At 72.5% G+C, this 18,320-nt stretch carries 14 protein-coding genes; 7 read left to right on the top strand and 7 right to left on the bottom strand.

What is annotated here, in order from left to right:
* Window positions 1-10 precede the first annotated feature (10 nt).
* Window positions 11-1,135, bottom strand: a complete 1,125-nt coding sequence (alr, locus tag BM339_RS36745) for an alanine racemase (protein WP_075023927.1) — start codon at window positions 1,133-1,135, stop codon at window positions 11-13.
* 143 nt (window positions 1,136-1,278) lie between these two features.
* Window positions 1,279-2,307: a zinc-dependent alcohol dehydrogenase family protein gene (locus BM339_RS36750; protein WP_075023887.1), complete on the bottom strand. Its 1,029-nt coding sequence runs from the start codon at window positions 2,305-2,307 to the stop codon at window positions 1,279-1,281.
* 137 nt (window positions 2,308-2,444) lie between these two features.
* On the opposite strand from BM339_RS36750, the gene BM339_RS36755 reads away from it, so the two are divergent.
* A complete protein-coding gene (locus BM339_RS36755) occupies window positions 2,445-3,323 on the top strand; it encodes a helix-turn-helix transcriptional regulator (protein ID WP_075023888.1) in 879 nt (292 codons plus the stop codon).
* A 346-nt stretch (window positions 3,324-3,669) separates the two neighbouring features.
* On the opposite strand, the gene BM339_RS36760 is transcribed toward BM339_RS36755, so the two are convergent.
* On the bottom strand, window positions 3,670-5,178 hold the full coding sequence (locus BM339_RS36760) for a bifunctional ADP-dependent NAD(P)H-hydrate dehydratase/NAD(P)H-hydrate epimerase (RefSeq protein WP_075023889.1): 1,509 nt from the start codon (window positions 5,176-5,178) through the stop codon (window positions 3,670-3,672).
* 226 nt (window positions 5,179-5,404) lie between these two features.
* Between BM339_RS36760 and BM339_RS36765 the strand changes: the two genes are divergently transcribed.
* From BM339_RS36765 to BM339_RS36775, 3 genes are all read left to right on the top strand, one after another.
* Window positions 5,405-6,265 (top strand): helix-turn-helix domain-containing protein, encoded by an 861-nt coding sequence (locus tag BM339_RS36765; protein ID WP_075023890.1) that lies wholly within the window; start codon window positions 5,405-5,407, stop codon window positions 6,263-6,265.
* A gap of 40 nt (window positions 6,266-6,305) precedes the next feature.
* Window positions 6,306-6,527, top strand: coding sequence for a DUF397 domain-containing protein (locus BM339_RS36770; protein WP_075023891.1), 222 nt, complete (start codon window positions 6,306-6,308; stop codon window positions 6,525-6,527).
* A 260-nt stretch (window positions 6,528-6,787) separates the two neighbouring features.
* Entirely contained in the window at window positions 6,788-6,994 is a 207-nt protein-coding gene (locus tag BM339_RS36775) for a DUF397 domain-containing protein (RefSeq protein ID WP_075023892.1), read from the top strand.
* 163 nt (window positions 6,995-7,157) lie between these two features.
* Here the strand turns inward: BM339_RS36775 and BM339_RS36780 are convergent, their stop codons facing one another.
* From BM339_RS36780 to glmS, 3 genes are all read right to left on the bottom strand, one after another.
* Window positions 7,158-8,126, bottom strand: coding sequence for an ABC transporter permease (locus tag BM339_RS36780; RefSeq protein WP_075023928.1), 969 nt, complete (start codon window positions 8,124-8,126; stop codon window positions 7,158-7,160).
* Between the two features lie 5 nt (window positions 8,127-8,131).
* A complete protein-coding gene (locus tag BM339_RS36785) occupies window positions 8,132-9,076 on the bottom strand; it encodes an ABC transporter ATP-binding protein (RefSeq protein ID WP_075023893.1) in 945 nt (314 codons plus the stop codon).
* A 124-nt stretch (window positions 9,077-9,200) separates the two neighbouring features.
* A complete protein-coding gene (glmS, locus tag BM339_RS36790; protein ID WP_075023894.1) occupies window positions 9,201-11,045 on the bottom strand; it encodes a glutamine--fructose-6-phosphate transaminase (isomerizing) in 1,845 nt (614 codons plus the stop codon).
* Window positions 11,046-11,168: 123 nt separating this feature from the next.
* Between glmS and coaA the strand changes: the two genes are divergently transcribed.
* On the top strand, window positions 11,169-12,110 hold the full coding sequence (gene coaA / locus BM339_RS36795) for a type I pantothenate kinase (protein WP_021594503.1): 942 nt from the start codon (window positions 11,169-11,171) through the stop codon (window positions 12,108-12,110).
* Window positions 12,111-12,278: 168 nt separating this feature from the next.
* Here coaA and BM339_RS36800 read toward each other — a convergent pair whose 3' ends face one another.
* Window positions 12,279-13,649, bottom strand: coding sequence for an alkaline phosphatase PhoX (locus BM339_RS36800; protein ID WP_075023895.1), 1,371 nt, complete (start codon window positions 13,647-13,649; stop codon window positions 12,279-12,281).
* A 205-nt stretch (window positions 13,650-13,854) separates the two neighbouring features.
* On the opposite strand from BM339_RS36800, the gene BM339_RS36805 reads away from it, so the two are divergent.
* Entirely contained in the window at window positions 13,855-16,074 is a 2,220-nt protein-coding gene (locus BM339_RS36805; protein ID WP_075023896.1) for a DUF4132 domain-containing protein, read from the top strand.
* An 89-nt stretch (window positions 16,075-16,163) separates the two neighbouring features.
* On the top strand, window positions 16,164-18,320 hold the full coding sequence (locus BM339_RS36810; RefSeq protein ID WP_075023897.1) for an MMPL family transporter: 2,157 nt from the start codon (window positions 16,164-16,166) through the stop codon (window positions 18,318-18,320).

Here is an 18,320-nt window from a genome sequence, read left to right on the forward strand (position 1 = left end):
CACGCGCTCCCTACAGCGCCCCTCCCGGGTACGCCCTCGGTACCCGGGACCCGATGCGGGTGACGATCTCATAGGAGATCGTGCCCAGCGCGTCCGCCCACTCCTGCGCGGTCGGCTCGCCCCGGTCGCCCGGCCCGAACAGGATGATCTCGTCCCCCGCGGCGAGCGCGTCGTCGCCGAGGTCGATGACGAACTGGTCCATGCAGACCCGTCCGGCGATCCTCCTGCGCCGCCCGCCCGCGAGGACCTCCAGCACGTTCGACCCGTGCCTGGGGATGCCGTCGCCGTACCCGGCCGGGACCACGGCCAGCGTGGTCTCCCGCTCGGTGCGGTAGGTGTGGCCGTACGACACGCCGCTGCCCGACGGGACCCGCTTGACCAGCGCCGCGTCCGCCACCAGCGTCATCGCGGGGCGCAGCCCGAACGTGCCGAGGGACGGCACCGGCGTCAGCCCGTACGTCGCGATCCCCGGGCGGACGAGGTCGAACCGCGCCTCCGGCAGCGTCAGCGTGGCCGCCGAGTTCGCCAGGTGCCGCACCTCGAACCGCGCGCCCGCCTTCTCCGCGTGCGCCACCATGTCGGTGAACGCGGCGAGCTGCGCGGCGATCGACGGGTGGCCCGGCTCGTCCGCGCAGGCGAAGTGCGACATCGCCCCGACCACCCGGACGTGGCCCGCGGCCTCCGCCTTCAGCGCCGCGCCGACCAGCGCGTCCCAGTCGCCGCCCCGCGCGCCGCCGCGCGACATGCCGGTGTCGGCCTTGAGATGCACGCGCGCCGGACGTCCCGCGGCCTCCGCCGCCCGGACCACCTCGTCCAGGAGCCAGACCGCCCCCACGGTCAGGTCAACGTCCCGCGTGACGGCCTCCGCGTAGGGCTCGCCGGGAACGCCCACGCACACCAGCGTCCGGACGGTGATGCCCTCGTCGCGGAGCCGCAGCGCCTCCGCCAGCTTCGCGACGCCGAGCCACGAGGCGCCTCCGGCGAGCGCCGCGCGGGCCGCCTCGGCCAGCCCGTGCCCGTACGCCTCGGCCTTCACCATGGCCATCACCTCGGCGCCCCGCGCGCGCTCGCGCAGCAGCCCGACGTTGCCGCCGATGGCACCGACCTCGACCCGCGCCTCCACAGGAACCCTCATGAACACCAAGTGTGCCGCCCCCACGGCCGTGCCCGGAGCATCATCGCCCAGCTCACGGCCCGGACGCCCCGCCAACGAACACTCTTCGTCCACTAAGACGCAAACGTCCGTTCCCAGGTTCAACCCGCCGGGGGCCGCCGCCGTCAGCCCTCGGGGCGCAGCAGGGCCTTGATGGCGCGGCGCTCGTCCATCGCCTTGTAGGCCTCGGCCGCGTCCTCCAGGGGGAGTTCGAGGTCGAAGACCCGGCCGGGGTCGATGGCGCGGCCCCAGATCATCTGGATGAGCTCGGGCAGGAACCGGCGTACCGGAGCCGGACCGCCGTGCAGGTGCACCCCGGAGTAGAACAGCTCGTCACCCGGAATCCGGACGTCGTGGGCCATGCCGACATAGCCGACGTGCCCTCCGGCCCGGGTGGAGCGGATGGCCTGCATCATCGACTCCTGGGTGCCGACCGCCTCGATCGCGCTGTGCGCGCCGAGCCCGCCGAGGAGGTCCTTGAGCCGCGCGACACCCTCGTCCCCGCGCTCGGGGATCACGTCGGTGGCCCCGAACTCCAGGGCGAGCTTCTGCCGGTCGGCGTGCCGGCTGAAGATCGCGATCCGCTCGGCGCCCAGCCGCCGGGCCGCGAGGACGCCGAGCAGGCCGACCGCGCCGTCCCCGACGACCGCCACCGTCCGGCCCGGCCCCGCCTCCGCGGCGACGGCGGCGAACCAGCCGGTGCCGAGGACGTCCGAGGCGGTCAGCAGCGACGGGACCAGATCCGCGCCGGGCACGCCGGGCGCGGCGACCAGGGTGCCGTCGGCCAGCGGGATCCGGGCGTACTCGGCCTGGGTGCCGGACGCCCCGACCAGCTGGGCGTTGACGCAGCGGGACTGGTAGCCCGCCCGGCAGATCTCGCAGGTGTTGTCGGAGGCGAAGAACGACCCGACCACGAACTCGCCGGGCTTGACGTTCCGCACCTCGTCGCCGACCTGCTCGACCACGCCGACGTACTCGTGGCCCATCGGCCGGTCGTGGACCGGCCCGTTCGCACCCCGGTAGGGCCACAGGTCCGAACCGCACACGCACGCCGCCGCCACCCGGATGACCGCGTCGGTCGGCTCGACGATCCGCGGGTCCTCGCGGTCCCGCACCCGCACATCGCCAGGAGCGTGCAACACCACACCACGCATGACCTTCACTCCTTCTTCACGTTCCGCTTGCGTGCACCACCATCAGAAGGCGCCGACCCGATCGGGTGGAAGGCACTGCTGAAGGGTGTACTGGCAGGGCACCCCTCCTCGGCACGAGCCCGCCTAGCCTGGAGGGCGTGGACCATCGCAGCCAGATCCGCGAGTTCCTGACCTCGCGCCGCGCCAGGATCACTCCGCAGGACGCCGGGCTGCCGTCCTACGGCACCCGCCGGGTCCCGGGCCTGCGGCGCGCCGAGGTCGCCCAACTCGCCGGCATCAGCGTCGAGTACTACTCGCGCCTGGAACGCGGTGACCTGTCCGGCGTCTCCGACCAGGTGCTGGACGCCCTGGCCCGCGCCCTGCGGCTGGGCGACGAGGACCGCACCCACTTGGAGTACCTTGCCCGCGCCGCCGGCCCGTCCCCGCGCCGCGGGCGCCGCGCCGCCTCGACGACGGTCCGGCCCTCGGTGCAGCGGCTCCTGGACTCCATGACCGGCCCGGCGTTCGTCAAGAACGGCCGCAGCGACATGCTGGCCGCCAACGCCCTCGGCCGCGCCCTGTACGCGCCCATGATCGACTCAGCCCGCGGCGCCGTCCCGAACATCGCCCGCTTCACCTTCCTCGACCCCCACTCCCGCGAGTTCTGGGGAGACTGGGAAGGCGCCGCCGACACCACCGTCGCCCTCCTCCACGCCCAGGCCGGCCGCGACCCCTTCGACAAGGCCCTCACCGACCTCATCGGCGAGCTGTCCACCCGCAGCCAGGACTTCCGCACCCGCTGGGCCCGCCACGACGTCCGCCATCACCACAACGGCGCCAAGCCCTTCCACCACCCGGTCGTCGGCGACCTCCACCTCGCCTACGAGTCCCTGGATCTCACCACGGACGGCCTCACCCTCATCGCCTACAACGCCGAACCGGGCAGCGACTCCGAGGACAAACTCAGCCTCCTCGCCAGCTGGACCACCCCCGACCCCGCGCACCCCAGCCCGACCCAGGCCACCGACCCCACCTGACACCTGCCGCAGGAGCCGCGATCGCGAAGCGAGCCGCATGGCGAGTCGGAGCGATGCCAGCGATCGCCCGCAGTACCCGACGATGGAGGGCCGCCAGGCCCAAAGGAGAAGGGCACTGCAATAAACACGTCGGGCGCGTCGACCTCAGCCACCGCCGCAACCACGCGACGACCTCAATGGTTGCGATCGCGTCCGAAGGCAGGTTCGAGCTTGCGAGAACCTGATCGCGAAGCGAGCCGCAAGGCGAGTCGGAGCGATGCCAGCGATCGCCCGCAGTACCCGACGATGGAGGGCCGCCAGGCCCAAAGGAGAAGGGCACTGCAATAAACACAGCGGGGACGCCGGGTCAGGCGCCCCCGGGCGCCGGACCCGGCGTCCCCGCCATAGGCGCCACGAGGGTCCGGAAGGCGGCGGGGAGGGCGGTGATGACGTCTTCGGCGCTGATCGGGGATTCGGGGCCGGGGGTGGGGGCGGCGGCCAGGCGGGCGGCCAGGCCGTGCAGGTAGGCGCCGGCGGCGGCCGCGTCGAGGGCGGGCATGCCGCCGGCCAGCAGGGCTCCGATCAGGCCGGAGAGGACGTCGCCCGTTCCGGCGGTGGCGAGGCGGGGCGTGCCCGTGGGGTTGACGCGGACGGGGCGGTCCTCCTCGGCGACCAGGGTGGTGGAGCCCTTGAGGAGGACGGTCGCGGAGAGTTCGGCGGCGGCGCGGCGGACGTGGTCGAGGCGGGCGGCCTCGATGTCGTCGCGGGTGGCGGCGATGAGCCGGGACAGTTCGCCCGCGTGCGGGGTGAGGACGGTCGGCGCGGCGCGGCGCAGCAGATCGCGGCGGCGGGACAGGACCGTGAGGCCGTCGGCGTCCACCAGCGCGGGCAGGTCGGTGGTGAGGACGGCCTCCACGAGCGACTCGGCGGCGGCTCCGGTGCCGAGGCCGGGGCCGACGACCCAGGCCTGGACGCGCCCGATGCGCTCCAGGATCTTGGCGCGGCCGGGTTCGATGACGGTGGTGACGACCTCGGGCCAGCGGTGCCGGACGAGTTCCACCGGGTGCGCGACGGAGGCGAAGCGGACCATTCCGGCGCCGCCGCGGACGGCGCCGCCCGCGCTGAGGACGGCCGCCCCGGTGAACGCGTCGCCGCCGGCGAGGATGCCGACGACGCCGCGGCGGTACTTGTCGGACTCGGGGCCGGGTTCGGGGGGCTGGACGTCCACCGGGCGGGCCGCGACGACGTCCGGGTCGGGCAGGTCGGGGCCGAGCCCGATGTCGACCAGTTCGACCACACCGCAGTAGGACGCGCCCGGGTCGATCAGCAGTCCCGGCTTGTGCGTGCCGAAGGTGACCGTGACGTCGGCGTGGACGGCGGTGCCCGCGACGCGTCCGCTGCCGGCGTCCACTCCGCTCGGGACGTCGCAGGCGACGACGATGCCCGCGGACTCGGACGCGAGCGCGGCGTAGGCGGCGTGGGGCTCGCGCAGGCCGCCGCTCCCGCCGATGCCGGTCAGGCCGTCGATGATCAGGTCGGCGCCGGCGATCGCGGCCTCCTCGCCGCCGCCGAGCAGCCGGCCGCCGGCGGCGCGCAGGTCGGCCAGCCCGGCCTCGTGGATCTTGGGGCCGGCCTGGACGGCGTGCACGCGGGCGCCGCGGCGGGCGAGCCGGGCGCCGGCGTAGAGGGTGTCGCCGCCGTTGTCGCCGCCGCCGACGAGGAGGACGACGCGGGACCCGTACACGGCGGGCAGGACGCGCGCGCAGACCGAGGCCAGGCCCGCTGCGGCGCGCTGCATCAGCGTGCCCTCGGGGAGCCGGGCCATGAGGGCGCGCTCCGCCGCCCGGACCTTGCCGACCTCGTGCGCGTACCTCATCCGCGGCTCCCCAAGTCGATCACACACTCAGCGTGCCACGAGCGGCGGGTCTCCAACCCTGCCTCCGCGCCAATTGCACCTTACGGTGCAACTTTCGGTGTCATGTGCGCATACGAATCATCGGCCGTAGAATCTTCTTCATCCGGTCCGATGTATTCGCGCCGCGACCCCCCGGTGCGGCAGAATGCGCCAAGATCAGTCCGCCGGGACTGGAGAGGCCCGAGCCATGAGCACTTCCCGCGGTCCCTCCGTCCGGCAGCGGCGGCTGGCCGCCGAGCTCCGCAGGCTGCGCGAACGCAGGGGCCTCACCGGAGACGAGGTCGCCGAACGGCTCGCCTGGTCCACCGCCAAGGTCAGCCGGATCGAGAACGCGCGGACCGGCGCGAAGATCGGCGACGTGCGGCGCCTGCTCGACCTCTACGAGGTGGACGGGGCGCGGCGCGGTGACCTGATCTCGCTGGCGCACGACGCCGCGCAGCGGGGCTGGTGGGAGGACTACCGCGACCTGCCGAGCCCGCTCGCCGACTTCATCGCCCTGGAGGCCGAGGCCACCGCGCTCAGGGAATGGGGCAGCACCGTCTTTCCGGGGCTGCTGCAGACGGAGAACTACGCGCGCCATGTGATCGGCGGCTGGAGCGACCTCGCCACGCTCCCGCCGCAGGAACTGGAACGCCGGGTGGACGTGCGAATGCGCCGCCGCGAACTGCTGGACGGGCCGTCCGGCCTGGAACTGTCGGCGGTTCTCGACGAGGCGGTTCTGCTGCGCCGGATCGGCGACCACAAGGTGATGCGCGAGCAACTCGAACATCTGTGCCGGATGACCGAGCGGCCGAACGTGACGGTACAGATCCTGCCGTTGGGGATCGCACACTCGGTGTTGGCCGAATCGTTTATCCTTCTGGAATTCTCACCGGTGCATGACATCGTATTTCCTGATATCGTGCACACCGAATCCCTGACAATCAGCCACCTCGCGGATGAGGCTGTTACCTATATGTACCGGCTAGCCTATTCAAGCCTGGCAGGCCAGGCACTGGACACCGAGGAATCACGGCGGCGGATCGCCGAGGCCAAGGACGCATGGTGACGGGTCCGCTAAGTGGCTCAAACCTTGTGAAAGGCACCGAGTGTCCCCTTTCGCCACTCCTGCTCCCCAGTGGAGGAGAAGCGCCCACTGCGGGGCGAGCAACACGTGCGTGGAAATCGCCACACTGGCTGGTTCGTCCCCTTTCATTGGGGCGCGGGACGCCAAGCACGGCACGCAGAGCCCGGTCCTGTCGTTCTCCCAGGGAGAGTGGCGGGACTTCCTCCATCGAGCCAAGAAGGGCGAATTCGATTTGGGCCGATGACAGGGCGTTGACACGCTTCTGAGCCCTTGGCCGGCGCCTCACGAGGGCGCCCCGGGGGCCACGCCGTACGGGCCGGGTCCACGACCGACCCGGCTCGACGAGCCTCCCACCGGCAACTCTGGAACCACCTCGGCACGCCTGACCCACGGGTACCGCGCTACCCGGAGGTGATCAGGCGTTTTTTGCGATCTTGTTACCGTGTGCTTGAACACGGCAGCGCCGCCGCGAATCCAAGGCACCGTTCGACGCAGGGAGCCGTCATGAGTTTCCGTGGGACACCGCCCGCCCGATGGAGAAAGAGCACCCGATGCGGCGCCAGCAACGGCTGCGTCGAGGTCGCACGGCTCGACGCCGACGCCATATCCGTGCGCGATACCGAGGACGCGGTGACGATCCTCGCGTTCGGCGCCGGAGAATGGCGCAGATTCACCGACGAGGTCAAGCGCGGCCGTTTCGACCGCCCCTGAAAGAGTCTCTGCAACTTTCACGGCGACTGAGAATTTCAGCGAATACGAGAATTGCATCCCGCGGCAGGGAACGTGTGATGTTCCGGAGCACGCTGAATATTTTCGCGCCGGGACGAGCCCGGGCCGGGCGTGTTTTGATGAGGTGATCAGCGGGACGCTTTATTCAGGCGACGCGGACGCCTCGGGGAATGCGGTGGACGGGGGTTCGCAGCCGGGACGCAGTGATCGACACGGCGCCCGCGGCGAGGGCCAGGTCGAAGGCGAGGCCCCAGGGCCACACCGCGCCCCCTTCCGCCGAGCCGCCGTCGTCGGCGTCCTCGCCCTCGCGGACGTCGCGGACGCTGCGGCTGAGCCCGCCCAGGGGGTCGTCCGACGCCGACCGGCTCACCACCTCGTCGCCGACGACGATCCTCTCCTCCGGCAGTCGCGGCGCGGCGTCGGCGAGCACGACGACCGGGTTCGGCGACAGCAGCCACCAGACGCGTTCGCTGTGCTCGACGCTGTACCCGCCGTAGGGGCCGGGCCGGTGCTCCGCCGTCAGCTGGAGGGCGATCGCGAACACCAGCGGCGTCCCGGCGAGCAGGGCGAACACCGTGAGGTACGACATCAGCACCGAGGTGATGCTGCGGGCGAGCAGCGCCGACCACGCCTGCGAGACGGCGCACACCACGCCGATGAGCAGGCCGGTGACGGCGAGGACGACCACGACGCGCGCCACCCCGATCGAGCCCTCGGCGACCGGGAGCAGCAGGGTCGGCAGCGTCAGGAGCAGGGTGACCAGGCCGGTCCCCCACGCGGCGGCGAGCTTGCCGAGCGCGATGTCGCCGGGCGTGAGCCGGGTGACCTGGAGCGTGGCGAGCGTCCCCCGCTCCCGGTCGCCGTTGATCGACTGGCCGCTGAGCGCCGGGGTGACGAGCATCATCAGCACCAGCACCCCGAGCAGGACGCCGCCGAACATCGGGATCCCCGCGTCCTCGTCGGTGGAGGAGTCCACCTCCAGCGCGAGCCGGAACATCAGGCCGAGCCCGTTGACGATGACGAACCAGGCCGCGAGCAGGATCTTCCAGCGGCCGGTCCGCAGCCGCGTCCTGATCTCCTGCCGTGCCACCAGGCCGATTCCGCGCGCGGTCATGCCGGTCACCTCCGGTTCTCGGTCATCGCCAGGTAGGCCGATTCGAGCGCGCTGCCGGCCGGGGCGAGCCCGCAGACGGGCACCCCGGCCCGGACGAGCTCGGCCAGCAGGCCCGCGGCCTCGTTCTCGGTGAGCGGGCCGACCTCGGCGCCGCCCGGGAGCCCGGTGGTCTCCAGCCAGGGCAGCCCGTCGAGCGCCCCCGCCAGCGCCGTCTCCAGCCGCCCGGTGTCGAGCGCGCGAATCCGCCACCGGACGCGGGCGGACGCGCCGGCGAGCTCCGCCATCGCGTGGTCCCCGACCGTCCGGCCGTGGTCGACGAGGACGACGCGGTCGGCGATCTCCTCCAGCTCGCTGAGGATGTGGCTGGACACCAGCACCGCCGCCCCGTCCGCGGCCAGGGAGCGCAGCAGGTCGCGCAGCTCGACGCGCGAGCGCGGGTCGAGGCCGGACGCGGGCTCGTCCAGCAGCAGGACGCGGGGCCGGTGCACGAGCGCCCGCGCCATCCCGAGCCGCTGCTTCTGCCCGCGCGACAGGGCGTGGACGGGCTGCCCGAGGTGGTCCTCCAGGTGGACGAGGCTGAGCAGCGCCCTGATCCGGCGCGGGCGCTCCTGCTTCGGCAGCCCGTAGGCCTCGGCGAAGAACGCGAGGTACTCGTCCACCGTGAGCTGGTCGTACACGCCGAACGTGTCCGGCATCCAGCCGAGCGCGTCGCGGGCCTCGGCGGGGCGGGCGAGCGCGTCGTGCCCGGCGATCCGCACCGTGCCCGCGTCGGGCGCGAGCAGGGTCGCGAGGATCAGCAGCAGCGTCGTCTTGCCCGCGCCGTTGGCCCCGACGAGCGCCGTGACCTGGCCGTACGGGACGGCGATGTCCAGCCCGCGCAGCGCCTCGACCGGGCCGAAGCGGCGCGCGACTCCGCGCGCCTCGATCCCCAGGCCGCCGTCTACTCCCACCCGTCACCTCCGGACGCCGCGCCGGCCCGTCGGGGGATGCGCAGATCATCCCCGCGGGGAGCAGACCGGTCCCGATGCCCGGTGAGACGCGGCGCGGCGCCCGCGGGTTCCGGGAAACGCCCGGCTACTCGACGGTGACGGACTTGGCGAGGTTGCGCGGCTGGTCGACGTCATGCCCCTTCGCGGTGGCCAGCTCGCACGCGAACACCTGGAGCGGGACGGTCGTGACCAGCGGCTGCAGCAGCGTCGGGACGGCCGGGACGGCGATCAGCGTGTCGGCGTACGGCTCGACCGACGCGTCGCCCTCCTCGGCGATCACGATGGTCCGGGCGCCGCGGGCCCGGATCTCCTGGATGTTGGACACGATCTTGTCGTGCAGGACGTCCCGCGCCCGGGGCGGCACGACGACCACGACGGGCAGGTCCTTCTCGATGAGCGCGATCGGGCCGTGCTTCAGCTCCCCGGCGGCGAAGCCCTCGGCGTGCATGTACGCCAGCTCCTTGAGCTTCAGCGCGCCCTCCAGGGCGACCGGGAAGCCGACGTGGCGGCCGAGGAACAGCACGCACCGCTCACCGGCCAGCGACCGGGCCAGCTCGCGCACCGGCTCCATGGTCTCCAGGACCTTCTCCACCTTCTCCGGCATCCGCTCCAGGAGCTGGATCATCGCGAACACCTCGTCCCCCCACTTGGTGCCGCGCACCTGCGCGAGGTAGAGCGCGATGAGGTAGACGGCGACGAGCTGGGTGAGGAACGCCTTGGTGGACGCGACCGCGATCTCCGGGCCGGCGTGCGTGTAGAGGACGCCGTCGCACTCGCGCGGCAGCGTGGAGCCGTTGACGTTGCAGATGCCGAGCAGCTTGGCCTTCTGCTCGCGGGCGTGCCGGACGGCCATCAGCGCGTCCATCGTCTCGCCCGACTGGGAGATCGCGATGACCAGCGTCGCCGGGGACAGGATCGGGTCGCGGTAGCGGAACTCGCTGGCCAGCTCCACCTCGCAGGGCAGCCCGGCCCAGTGCTCGATCGCGTACTTGGCGATCAGCCCCGCGTGGTAGGACGTCCCGCAGGCCACGATGATGATCTTGTCGACCTCGCGCAGCTCCCGGTCGGGGATGCGCATCTCGTCCAGGCGCAGGCGCCCGTCGGTGCCGATCCGGCCGAGCAGCGTGTCGGCGACGGCGCGCGGCTGCTCGGCGATCTCCTTGAGCATGAAGTAGTCGAAGCCGCCCTTCTCCGCGGCCGACACGTCCCAGTCGACGTGGTACTCCTTCACCTCGGCGGGGCGCCCCTCGAAGTCGGTGACGCTCACCCCGCCGGCGCGCAGCTCGACGACCTGGTCCTGGCCGAGCTCGATCGCGTTCCGGGTGTGCGCGATGAACGCGGCGACGTCGCTGGCGAGGAAGTTCTCCCCGTCCCCGACCCCGACGACGAGCGGCGAGTTGCGGCGCGCCCCGACGACCAGGTCGGGATCGCCGGTGTGCACGGCGACGAGTGTGAACGCGCCGTCCAGCCGGCGGCAGACGCGGCGCATCGCCGCGGCGAGGTCGCCGCCCGCCTTCAGCTCGTCCTCCAGCAGGTGCGCGACGGCCTCGGTGTCGGTGTCGGACACCAGGCCGTGCCCGCCCTCCTCCAGCTCGGCGCGCAGCTCGGCGAAGTTCTCGATGATGCCGTTGTGGATGACCGCGACGGAGCCGGTGCAGTCGACGTGCGGGTGCGCGTTGCGGTCGTTCGGCGGGCCGTGCGTCGCCCACCGGGTGTGCCCCATGCCGAGCGTGCCCGCGGGCGGCGGCGCCTCTTCGAGGGCGCCGCGCAGGTTCACGAGCTTGCCCGCGCGCTTGGCCGTCGCCAGCTTCCCGTCGGCCAGCACGGCCACTCCGGCCGAGTCGTAGCCGCGGTACTCCAGCCGCGCCAGCCCCTCGACGACGACGTCGAGCGCCGACCGGCCGCCTACGTACCCCACGATTCCGCACATGGCGGCAACTCTATTCGGTGTCCCGCCCGGGACCTACCTGCAAGGGGCGTAGACGCCTGGCACTAACGTGTACGCCCGGTGAAAACCCGGTGACGGGCTGACCTGCCCGGTTACTGTTCAGGCATGACGAGCGGATGGGACACCGTGCCGAGCCCCTACGTGGAACTCTCCCGGGACGACTGGCGCGGCCTGCGGGAGAACACGCCCCTGCCGCTCACGCCCGGCGAGCTGGACGCCCTGCGCGGCCTGCGCGACCCGATCGACATCACCGAGGTCGAGGAGGTGTACCTGCCGCTGTCCCGGCTGCTCAACCTGTTCTTCCAGTCGGACGGGCGGCTCCGCGACACCGTCAGCGGCTTCCTCGGCGGCGAGGTGCGGCCCACCCCGTTCATCATCGGCGTGGCGGGCAGCGTCGCGGTCGGCAAGTCCACGACGTCCCGCCTGCTGCGGACGCTCCTCGCGCGCTGGCCGGACCATCCGAGCGTGGAGCTGGTCACCACCGACAGCTTCCTGTACCCGAACGCCGTGCTGTCCGAGCGCGGGATCATGGACCGCAAGGGCTTCCCCGAGTCCTACGACCGGCGCGCCCTCGTCCGGTTCGTGTCCGAGGTCAAGGCGGGCGCGGAGGAGGCGTCGATCCCGGTGTACTCGCACCTGGAGTACGACATCGTCCCGGACGCGAAGCAGACCGTCCGGCGGCCCGACATCCTCATCGTCGAGGGCCTGAACGTGCTGCAGGCGCCGCCGGCCGGCGCCCTCGGCGTGTCGGACTTCTTCGACTTCTCCATCTATGTGGACGCGCGGGTCGAGGACATCCGCCAGTGGTACATCGACCGGCTCTTCGCGCTGCGCCGCACCGCGTTCACCGACCCGCGCTCCTACTTCCACAAGTACGCGCACGAACTGGACGAGGACGAGACGGCCGCGTTCGCGCAGCGCGTGTGGCGGGACGTCAACGAGATCAACCTCGTCTCCAACATCCTGCCGACACGCGCCCGCGCGACCCTCGTCCTGCACAAGGACCGCGACCACGCCGTCCAGCGCGTCCGGCTCCGTAGAATTTGATCTCTCTCCTCCTTCGGGCCTGGCGGCCTTCCATCGTCGAGAGATCCGGCGATCGCTGGCATCGCTCCGGCTCGCCTTGCGGCTCGCTGCGCGATCAGTTTCTCGCAAGCTCGAAACTGCCTTCGGACGCGATCGCACGCCGGAGGTCCTCGCGTGGCCGCCGCCCGGCTAGCGGCTCCAGGGGCCGGTGACGGCGAAGGTGGTGCCCGGGTCGTAGACGTTGACGTACATCGTCCGGTTGTCGGGGCTGAAGGTGACGCCGGCGAACTCGCCCCACTCGGGCTCGCTCTCGGTGCCGGTGTTCTGCCGGTTCCGGGCCACCGGGTAGACCGTGCGCCGGCGCGACACGCCGTAGACGTGCTGGGCGCCGCCGCCGTCCTCGCAGACCATCAGGCCGCCCTGCGGCGCCAGGCAGATGTTGTCGGGCGACTCGCCGGGCTTCTGCACGTCGGAGTCCGGGCCGAACACGATCACCAGGGTGAGGCGGCGGTGCCGCGGCTCGTACGACCACACCTGCCCGAAGTGGTCGGCGCGCGACCCCTCGGCCGTCTTCGCGAAGCTCGACACGAAGTAGACGCGGTCGCCGCCCCAGTAGCAGCCCTCCAGTTTCTGCGCGTGCGTGACGCCGCCCGGCCCGAAGTCCTGGAACCGGATCGCCGTCTCCTTCGCCAGCGGGTCGGGGACCTTCTTCCACTCGACGTTCCGGAACACCGTGCCGGGTTCCCGCACGGCCGACAGGTCGGGGACGTCGGGGACGCACAGCGCCTCCAGCCGGCCGCCGGCGCGCAGGCTGCCGAACCCGCCGCGCGGCTTCTTCGGCAGGAACCGGTAGAACAGCCCGAACGGCTTCTCGAACGCGTCCTCGGTCTCGTAGACCGTGCCGTCGCGCGGGTCGACGGCGATCGCCTCGTGCTGGAACCGTCCCATCGCGGTCAGCGGCTCGGGGACGGTCCGCTCCTGCCGATAGGGGTCGACCTCGAAGATGAACCCGTGGTCCTTGGTGTAGTCGCCGGTCCCGGCCTTGTCCTCGGTCTCCTCGCAGGTCAGCCAGGTGTGCCACGGGGTGGGGCCGCCCGCGCAGTTGACGGCCGTCCCGGCGATCGCGACGCGCTCGGTGTGCACGCGCCCGGCGCGGTCGACCTCCAGCGCGGTGCAGCCGCCGAGGCCGGCCGGGTCGTAGGTGACGCCCTTGACCGGCGGCACGCGGTTCTCGGCGTCGGGACGGTTCTCGTGGTTGCGGACGAGCCACGTGCGGCCCCCGCGTCCGGGGAAGGCGGCCATGCCGTCGCAGTGACTCGGCACGGGCCCCTCTCCCGAGCGCAGCGGCTCACCCTCCCGGGACAGGACGGTGTAGCGGAACCCGCGCGGCAGGTCGAGCAGGCCCTTCGGATCGGGCACGAGCGGCCCGTACCCGTCATGGCCGCCGGTCGGCGCCGCGGACGCGGCCCCGGCGAACAACTGCTCGACGGCGCCGGTGAAGGCGATCCCCGCCCCGACGGCACCGGTCCCCGCCAGGAGCTGGCGGCGCGAGACTGACATGGGCACACTCCCTGGTTCTGGAACGATCAAAGACCTCCCAGGCCGTTGTAACACGGGTCTCACCGCACCGGTATGGCACACATGCACAGTGCCGTGCAGGTGGTCGTCAAGAACCGGTGTCGCCGGCATGGCCGGCGGCCGGAACTCCGGGGTCCGCGCCGGCGTCGGACGATCAAGAAGCGACCCCTGCCCTGAAACCGGAGCGATGACAGAGAACCCCCGCATCGAAGACGCCCCCGAAAGCGCGCTGCCCCGCCTGCTCGTCGAGCCGCCCTGGACCGGCCCGAGGCGGGCGGACGCGGAGCCGGTCGTCCTGAAGGGGCTGAAGCGCCCGAAGACGCCCGCCGAGGAGTCGTGGCCGCCCGGCCTGCGCGAGGAGTGGCTGAAGACTCCGGACGGCTTCGCGAAAGCGTACGAACCGCTTCCCGAGGACACCGACTGGGACGCGGTGGCCGAGCACTACCGCAGCGGCGCCGCCCTGGGCGAGCCGCGGGGCGGGGAGCGCAGCCGCAGGTACCACCGGCTGGTGATGCAGGGACCCGGCGACCTCGCGGACGAGCTCCTCGCCGACGAGCGCTACCACGACGACTGGGCCGGCTGGGTGTACCGGATCCCGCTCAAGCACTTCGCCGCCCGGCGCGGCATCGCCGCCCACAGGCTGATCCTGCACGCGGCCAAGGAGCACATCAGATGCGCGGAGGCCCTCGTCCCGTTCCTGGACGACGCCACGGCGGCGCTGATGGTCAACGCGCTCGGCCGCGTCGACGAGGCCGCGCGGCTCTGGTTCGGCTGGCACGGCCCGGCCGCGGCCCCGTTCGTCATCCCGGACGCGCTGCGCAAGCCGGGCCCCAAGCGGACGAAGGCCGAGCAGGGGCTCATGCTCATCGGCCGCGAGCACGGCGGGGACTGCCTCGTCGAGGCGGCGCGGCGGTACGGGGACGAGGCCGTCGCGGCGATGGGCGCGCTGCGCACCGATCCCCTCGACCAGTACCCCGACGAGCTGCCGGAATGGGACGAGGAGGTCGTCCGCGACAAGCTCCCGCAGATCCTGCTGCGCGGCCGTGAGCGGGCACTGCCGGTGCGGGCCGCCCGGAACTTCGTGACCATGCTGCTGATCTCCACGCCCAAGGACCCCTATCCGGGGTGCGAGCAGGTCATCGACCTGTGCGATCCCGGCTCTCTCGCCGACTTCGCCTGGGCCCTGTGCGTGAACGACCGCTCCAGCGGGCTGTGGGCCGCGCCGGGCGTGCAGTACGCCCTGCGGCGGCTCGGCGACGCCGGCACCGCCGCGCGCCTGGCCGCCCGGATGGCGCGCTGGGACAACTACTACACCTGGACGTTCAAGGGTCTGACGGCGCTGGACGTCCTCATGGCGATCTACACGCCCGGAGACGCCACGCTGCGCCATCTGGACCGGCTCGCCCGCCGGGCCGCCGACGCCAAGCACATGCGTCCCCAGGCGCAGGGCCGGCTCAACGCCGTCGCCAGGGAGCGCGGGCTCACCTCCGAGCAGCTCGCGGACCGGCTCGTCCCCGACCTCGACCTGGACGCCGACGGAAGGATGACCCTCGACTACGGCGGGCGCCGGTTCGTGGTCGGGTTCGACGAGCAGCTCAAGCCGTTCGTGACCGACGAGGACGGCAAGCCCCGCAAGTCGCTGCCCAAGCCCGGCGTCAAGGACGACGAGACCCTCGCGCCGGCCGCCTACAAGCGCTTCGCCGACCTCAAGAAGGAGGCCCGGACGGTCGCCGCCGACCAGATCAAGCGCCTGGAGCGCGCGATGGTGACCGGGCGGTCCTGGACGCCGGAGGAGTTCCGCGCCCTCTTCGTCGAGCAGCCGCTGATGGGCCACATCGCCCGGCGCCTCGTGTGGGCCGCCGGGGACGCGGTGTTCCGCGTGGCCGAGGACGGCACGCTCGCCGACGTCCACGACGACGAGTTCACCCTGCCGCCGGACACCGCCGTCACCCTCCCGCACCCGGTCCTGCTCGACGAGAAGACCGTCGCGGCCTGGGCCTCGGTCTTCGCCGACTACGAGGTCCTCCAGCCGTTCGAGCAGCTCGGGCGTCCCGTGCACGTGCTCGCGGACGACGAACGCGACGGCACCCGCCTGGCGCGCTTCGAGGGGCGCACCGCCCACTTCGGCAGGTTCCTCGGCATGACGTCCCGCGGCTGGGAGCTCGGTGACAAGGAGACCGGCGGGTTCCGCCGCCAGGTGAACCTGATGACACCGGACGGCCGGCACGTGATGGTGGCCGTCGAGCCCGGCATCCGCGTCCTGTCCCCGGAGGAGTACGCCGAGCAGACCATCGAGCGCGTCATGCTGATGACGGGCCGCTACTCCGGCACGGGGCACCCGTTCGGCGCGCTCGACCCGGTGACCGCGTCCGAGATCATCGCCGAGCTGACCCGCGTCACCGGCTGAGGCGGGCCTGCCGTCCACCGATCGGTGGACGGCAGGTTCAACCGGTCGAGGCTCATGCGGGACGGGTGCTCGCGGCGAGCATTTTCCGCATGACGAATCTCACCGTACGCATGGCCCGGTGGAGCGCCGGGCACCCCTGGCGCGGGATCGCCGCCTGGTTCCTGTTCGTCGCCCTGTGCCTCGGGATCGGGATCGCGGCCGGCGGGCACGCCGCCACGACCGAGGACTACCGCATCGGCGAGGCCGGGCGGGCGGAGGCGATGGCCGCCGAGGGCGGCCTGCAGCAGAAGCCCGTCGAGCACGTACTGATCACCGGCACCGGCGCGGCGGCCGACGCGGCGGCGCGGGACGCCGCCGCGCGGATGGAGCGGCTCCCGGAGGTCGAGTCGGTGTCGGCGCCCGTCCGGTCGAAGGACGGCTCAGCGGTCCGCGTCGACGTGACGATCAAGGGCCCCGAACTCCAGGGCAAGGACCACATCGAACCCCTGCACGCCCAGACGGCCGCCGTGCGGGCCGCGCATCCGGGCGTGCGGGTCGAGGAGACGGGCAGCCCGTCCATCAGCAAGGGGGTCGGCGAGCTGCGCGACGACGACCTCGCCCGCACCGAGGTGATCGCCCTGCCGATCACGCTGGTCACCCTGCTGGTGGTGTTCGGCTCGTTCGCGGTCGCGATCGTTCCGGTGGTGCTCGCGCTGACCTCGATCGCGGCGGCGATCGGCCTGTCGATGCTCGCCTCGCACGTGTTCCCGGACGCCGGGGTCGGCGCCAGCGTGATCCTGCTGATCGGCATGGCCGTCGGCGTCGACTACACGCTCTTCTACCTCAAGCGGGAACGGGAGGAACGGGCCCGCTCGGCCGGCCGGCTGAGCGCGCGGGCGACCGTGGAGATCGCCGCGGCGACGTCCGGGCGCGCGGTGGTGGTGTCCGGGCTGGCGGTCGCGGTGTCCAGCGCGACCCTGTACCTCGCGGACGACGTGATCTTCTCCTCGATCGCGACCGCCGCGATCGTCGTCACGCTGGTCGCCGTCGTCAGCTCGCTGACCGTCCTGCCCGCGGTGCTGGCGAAGCTCGGCGGGTGGGCGGAGCGGCGGGCCGCCCGGCGCGGGAAGGCCCCGAAGGCTCCGCGGACCGGAGGCGGCCGGATCACCAAGGCGATGCTGGGGCCCACGGGCAGGCACCCGGCGGCGACCCTGGCGGTGTCCGTCCTGGCCATGCTGGCCCTCGCCGCGCCGCTGCTGAACTTCAACCTGACCGACATGGGACGCGACAGCCACCCGCGCCAGATCCCCGCCATGCAGGTCTACGACCGGCTGAACGCGGCGTTCCCCGAGCTGAAGGCCACGCACCGGATCGTCGTCAAGGCCGACGCCGGACGCGCGCCCGACGTGACCGCCGCCCTGCGCGACCTGGCCGGGCGCGCGAAGCGCGACCCGCTGCTCGCCGGCACGTCCGAGCTGCACGCCTCGCCGGACCGGCGGATCCACCTCCTCGAACTCGCGGTGCCGCACCACGTCAGCACCGACGAGGCACAGCGGTCCCTGGACCGGATCCGCGGCGAGTACGTGCCCGCGACCGTCGGGAAGCCCGGCATGGAGGCCGCGGTGACCGGGGACGTCGCCCGCTACGCCGACTACCCCGAGCACCAGAAGAGCAAGCTGCCGTTCGTCGTCGGGGCGCTGCTGCTCGTCACGTTCGCGATGACCGTGTGGGCGTTCCGCTCGGTCGTCCTCGGCCTGATCGGCGTGCTGCTCAACCTGCTGTCGGCCGGGGCCTCGCTCGGGGTGCTCGTCCTCGTGTTCCAGGGGACGTGGGCGGAGGGGCTCCTCGGCTTCACCTCCACCGGGTCCGTCGGCTCCCGCGTCCCGCTGTTCCTGTTCGTGATCCTGTTCGGGCTGTCGATGGACTACCAGGTGTTCGTGATCAGCCGGATCCGCGAGGGGGCGCGGCGCGGCGTCCCCACGCGGCAGGCGGTGCTGGACGGGGTCGGCGGCTCGGCGAGCGTGGTGACCAGCGCCGCGTTCGTCATGGTGACGGTGTTCGCGAGCTTCGTCTTCGTCCACATCATGGAGCTGAAGCAGATGGGCTTCGCGCTCGCGGTCGCCGTGCTGCTGGACGCCGCCGTCATCCGCATCATGATCCTCCCGGCGCTGATGCTGCTGCTCGGCGACCGGTGCTGGTGGCCGTCCCGGGTGGCGCGCCCGGCGGTGGCGGGGGCGGCCGAGCCCGCGCGGCAGAACGTAGGCTGA

This window comes from Actinomadura madurae (assembly GCF_900115095.1).
In the GTDB taxonomy this organism is placed as follows: Bacteria; Actinomycetota; Actinomycetes; order Streptosporangiales; family Streptosporangiaceae; genus Spirillospora; species Spirillospora madurae.

Excerpts from the sequence above, each read along its gene's own strand:
- alr (WP_075023927.1), bottom strand. The coding sequence starts at position 1,135 with ATGAGGGTTCCTGTGGAGGCGCGGGTCGAGGTCGGTGCCATCGGCGGC.
- BM339_RS36750 (WP_075023887.1), bottom strand. The coding sequence starts at position 2,307 with ATGCGTGGTGTGGTGTTGCACGCTCCTGGCGATGTGCGGGTGCGGGAC.
- BM339_RS36760 (WP_075023889.1), bottom strand. The coding sequence starts at position 5,178 with ATGAGGTACGCGCACGAGGTCGGCAAGGTCCGGGCGGCGGAGCGCGCC.
- BM339_RS36765 (WP_075023890.1), top strand. The coding sequence starts at position 5,405 with ATGAGCACTTCCCGCGGTCCCTCCGTCCGGCAGCGGCGGCTGGCCGCC.
- BM339_RS36775 (WP_075023892.1), top strand. The coding sequence starts at position 6,788 with ATGAGTTTCCGTGGGACACCGCCCGCCCGATGGAGAAAGAGCACCCGA.
- BM339_RS36780 (WP_075023928.1), bottom strand. The coding sequence starts at position 8,126 with ATGACCGCGCGCGGAATCGGCCTGGTGGCACGGCAGGAGATCAGGACG.
- glmS (WP_075023894.1), bottom strand. The coding sequence starts at position 11,045 with ATGTGCGGAATCGTGGGGTACGTAGGCGGCCGGTCGGCGCTCGACGTC.
- coaA (WP_021594503.1), top strand. The coding sequence starts at position 11,169 with ATGACGAGCGGATGGGACACCGTGCCGAGCCCCTACGTGGAACTCTCC.
- BM339_RS36800 (WP_075023895.1), bottom strand. The coding sequence starts at position 13,649 with ATGTCAGTCTCGCGCCGCCAGCTCCTGGCGGGGACCGGTGCCGTCGGG.
- BM339_RS36805 (WP_075023896.1), top strand. The coding sequence starts at position 13,855 with ATGACAGAGAACCCCCGCATCGAAGACGCCCCCGAAAGCGCGCTGCCC.
- BM339_RS36810 (WP_075023897.1), top strand. The coding sequence starts at position 16,164 with ATGACGAATCTCACCGTACGCATGGCCCGGTGGAGCGCCGGGCACCCC.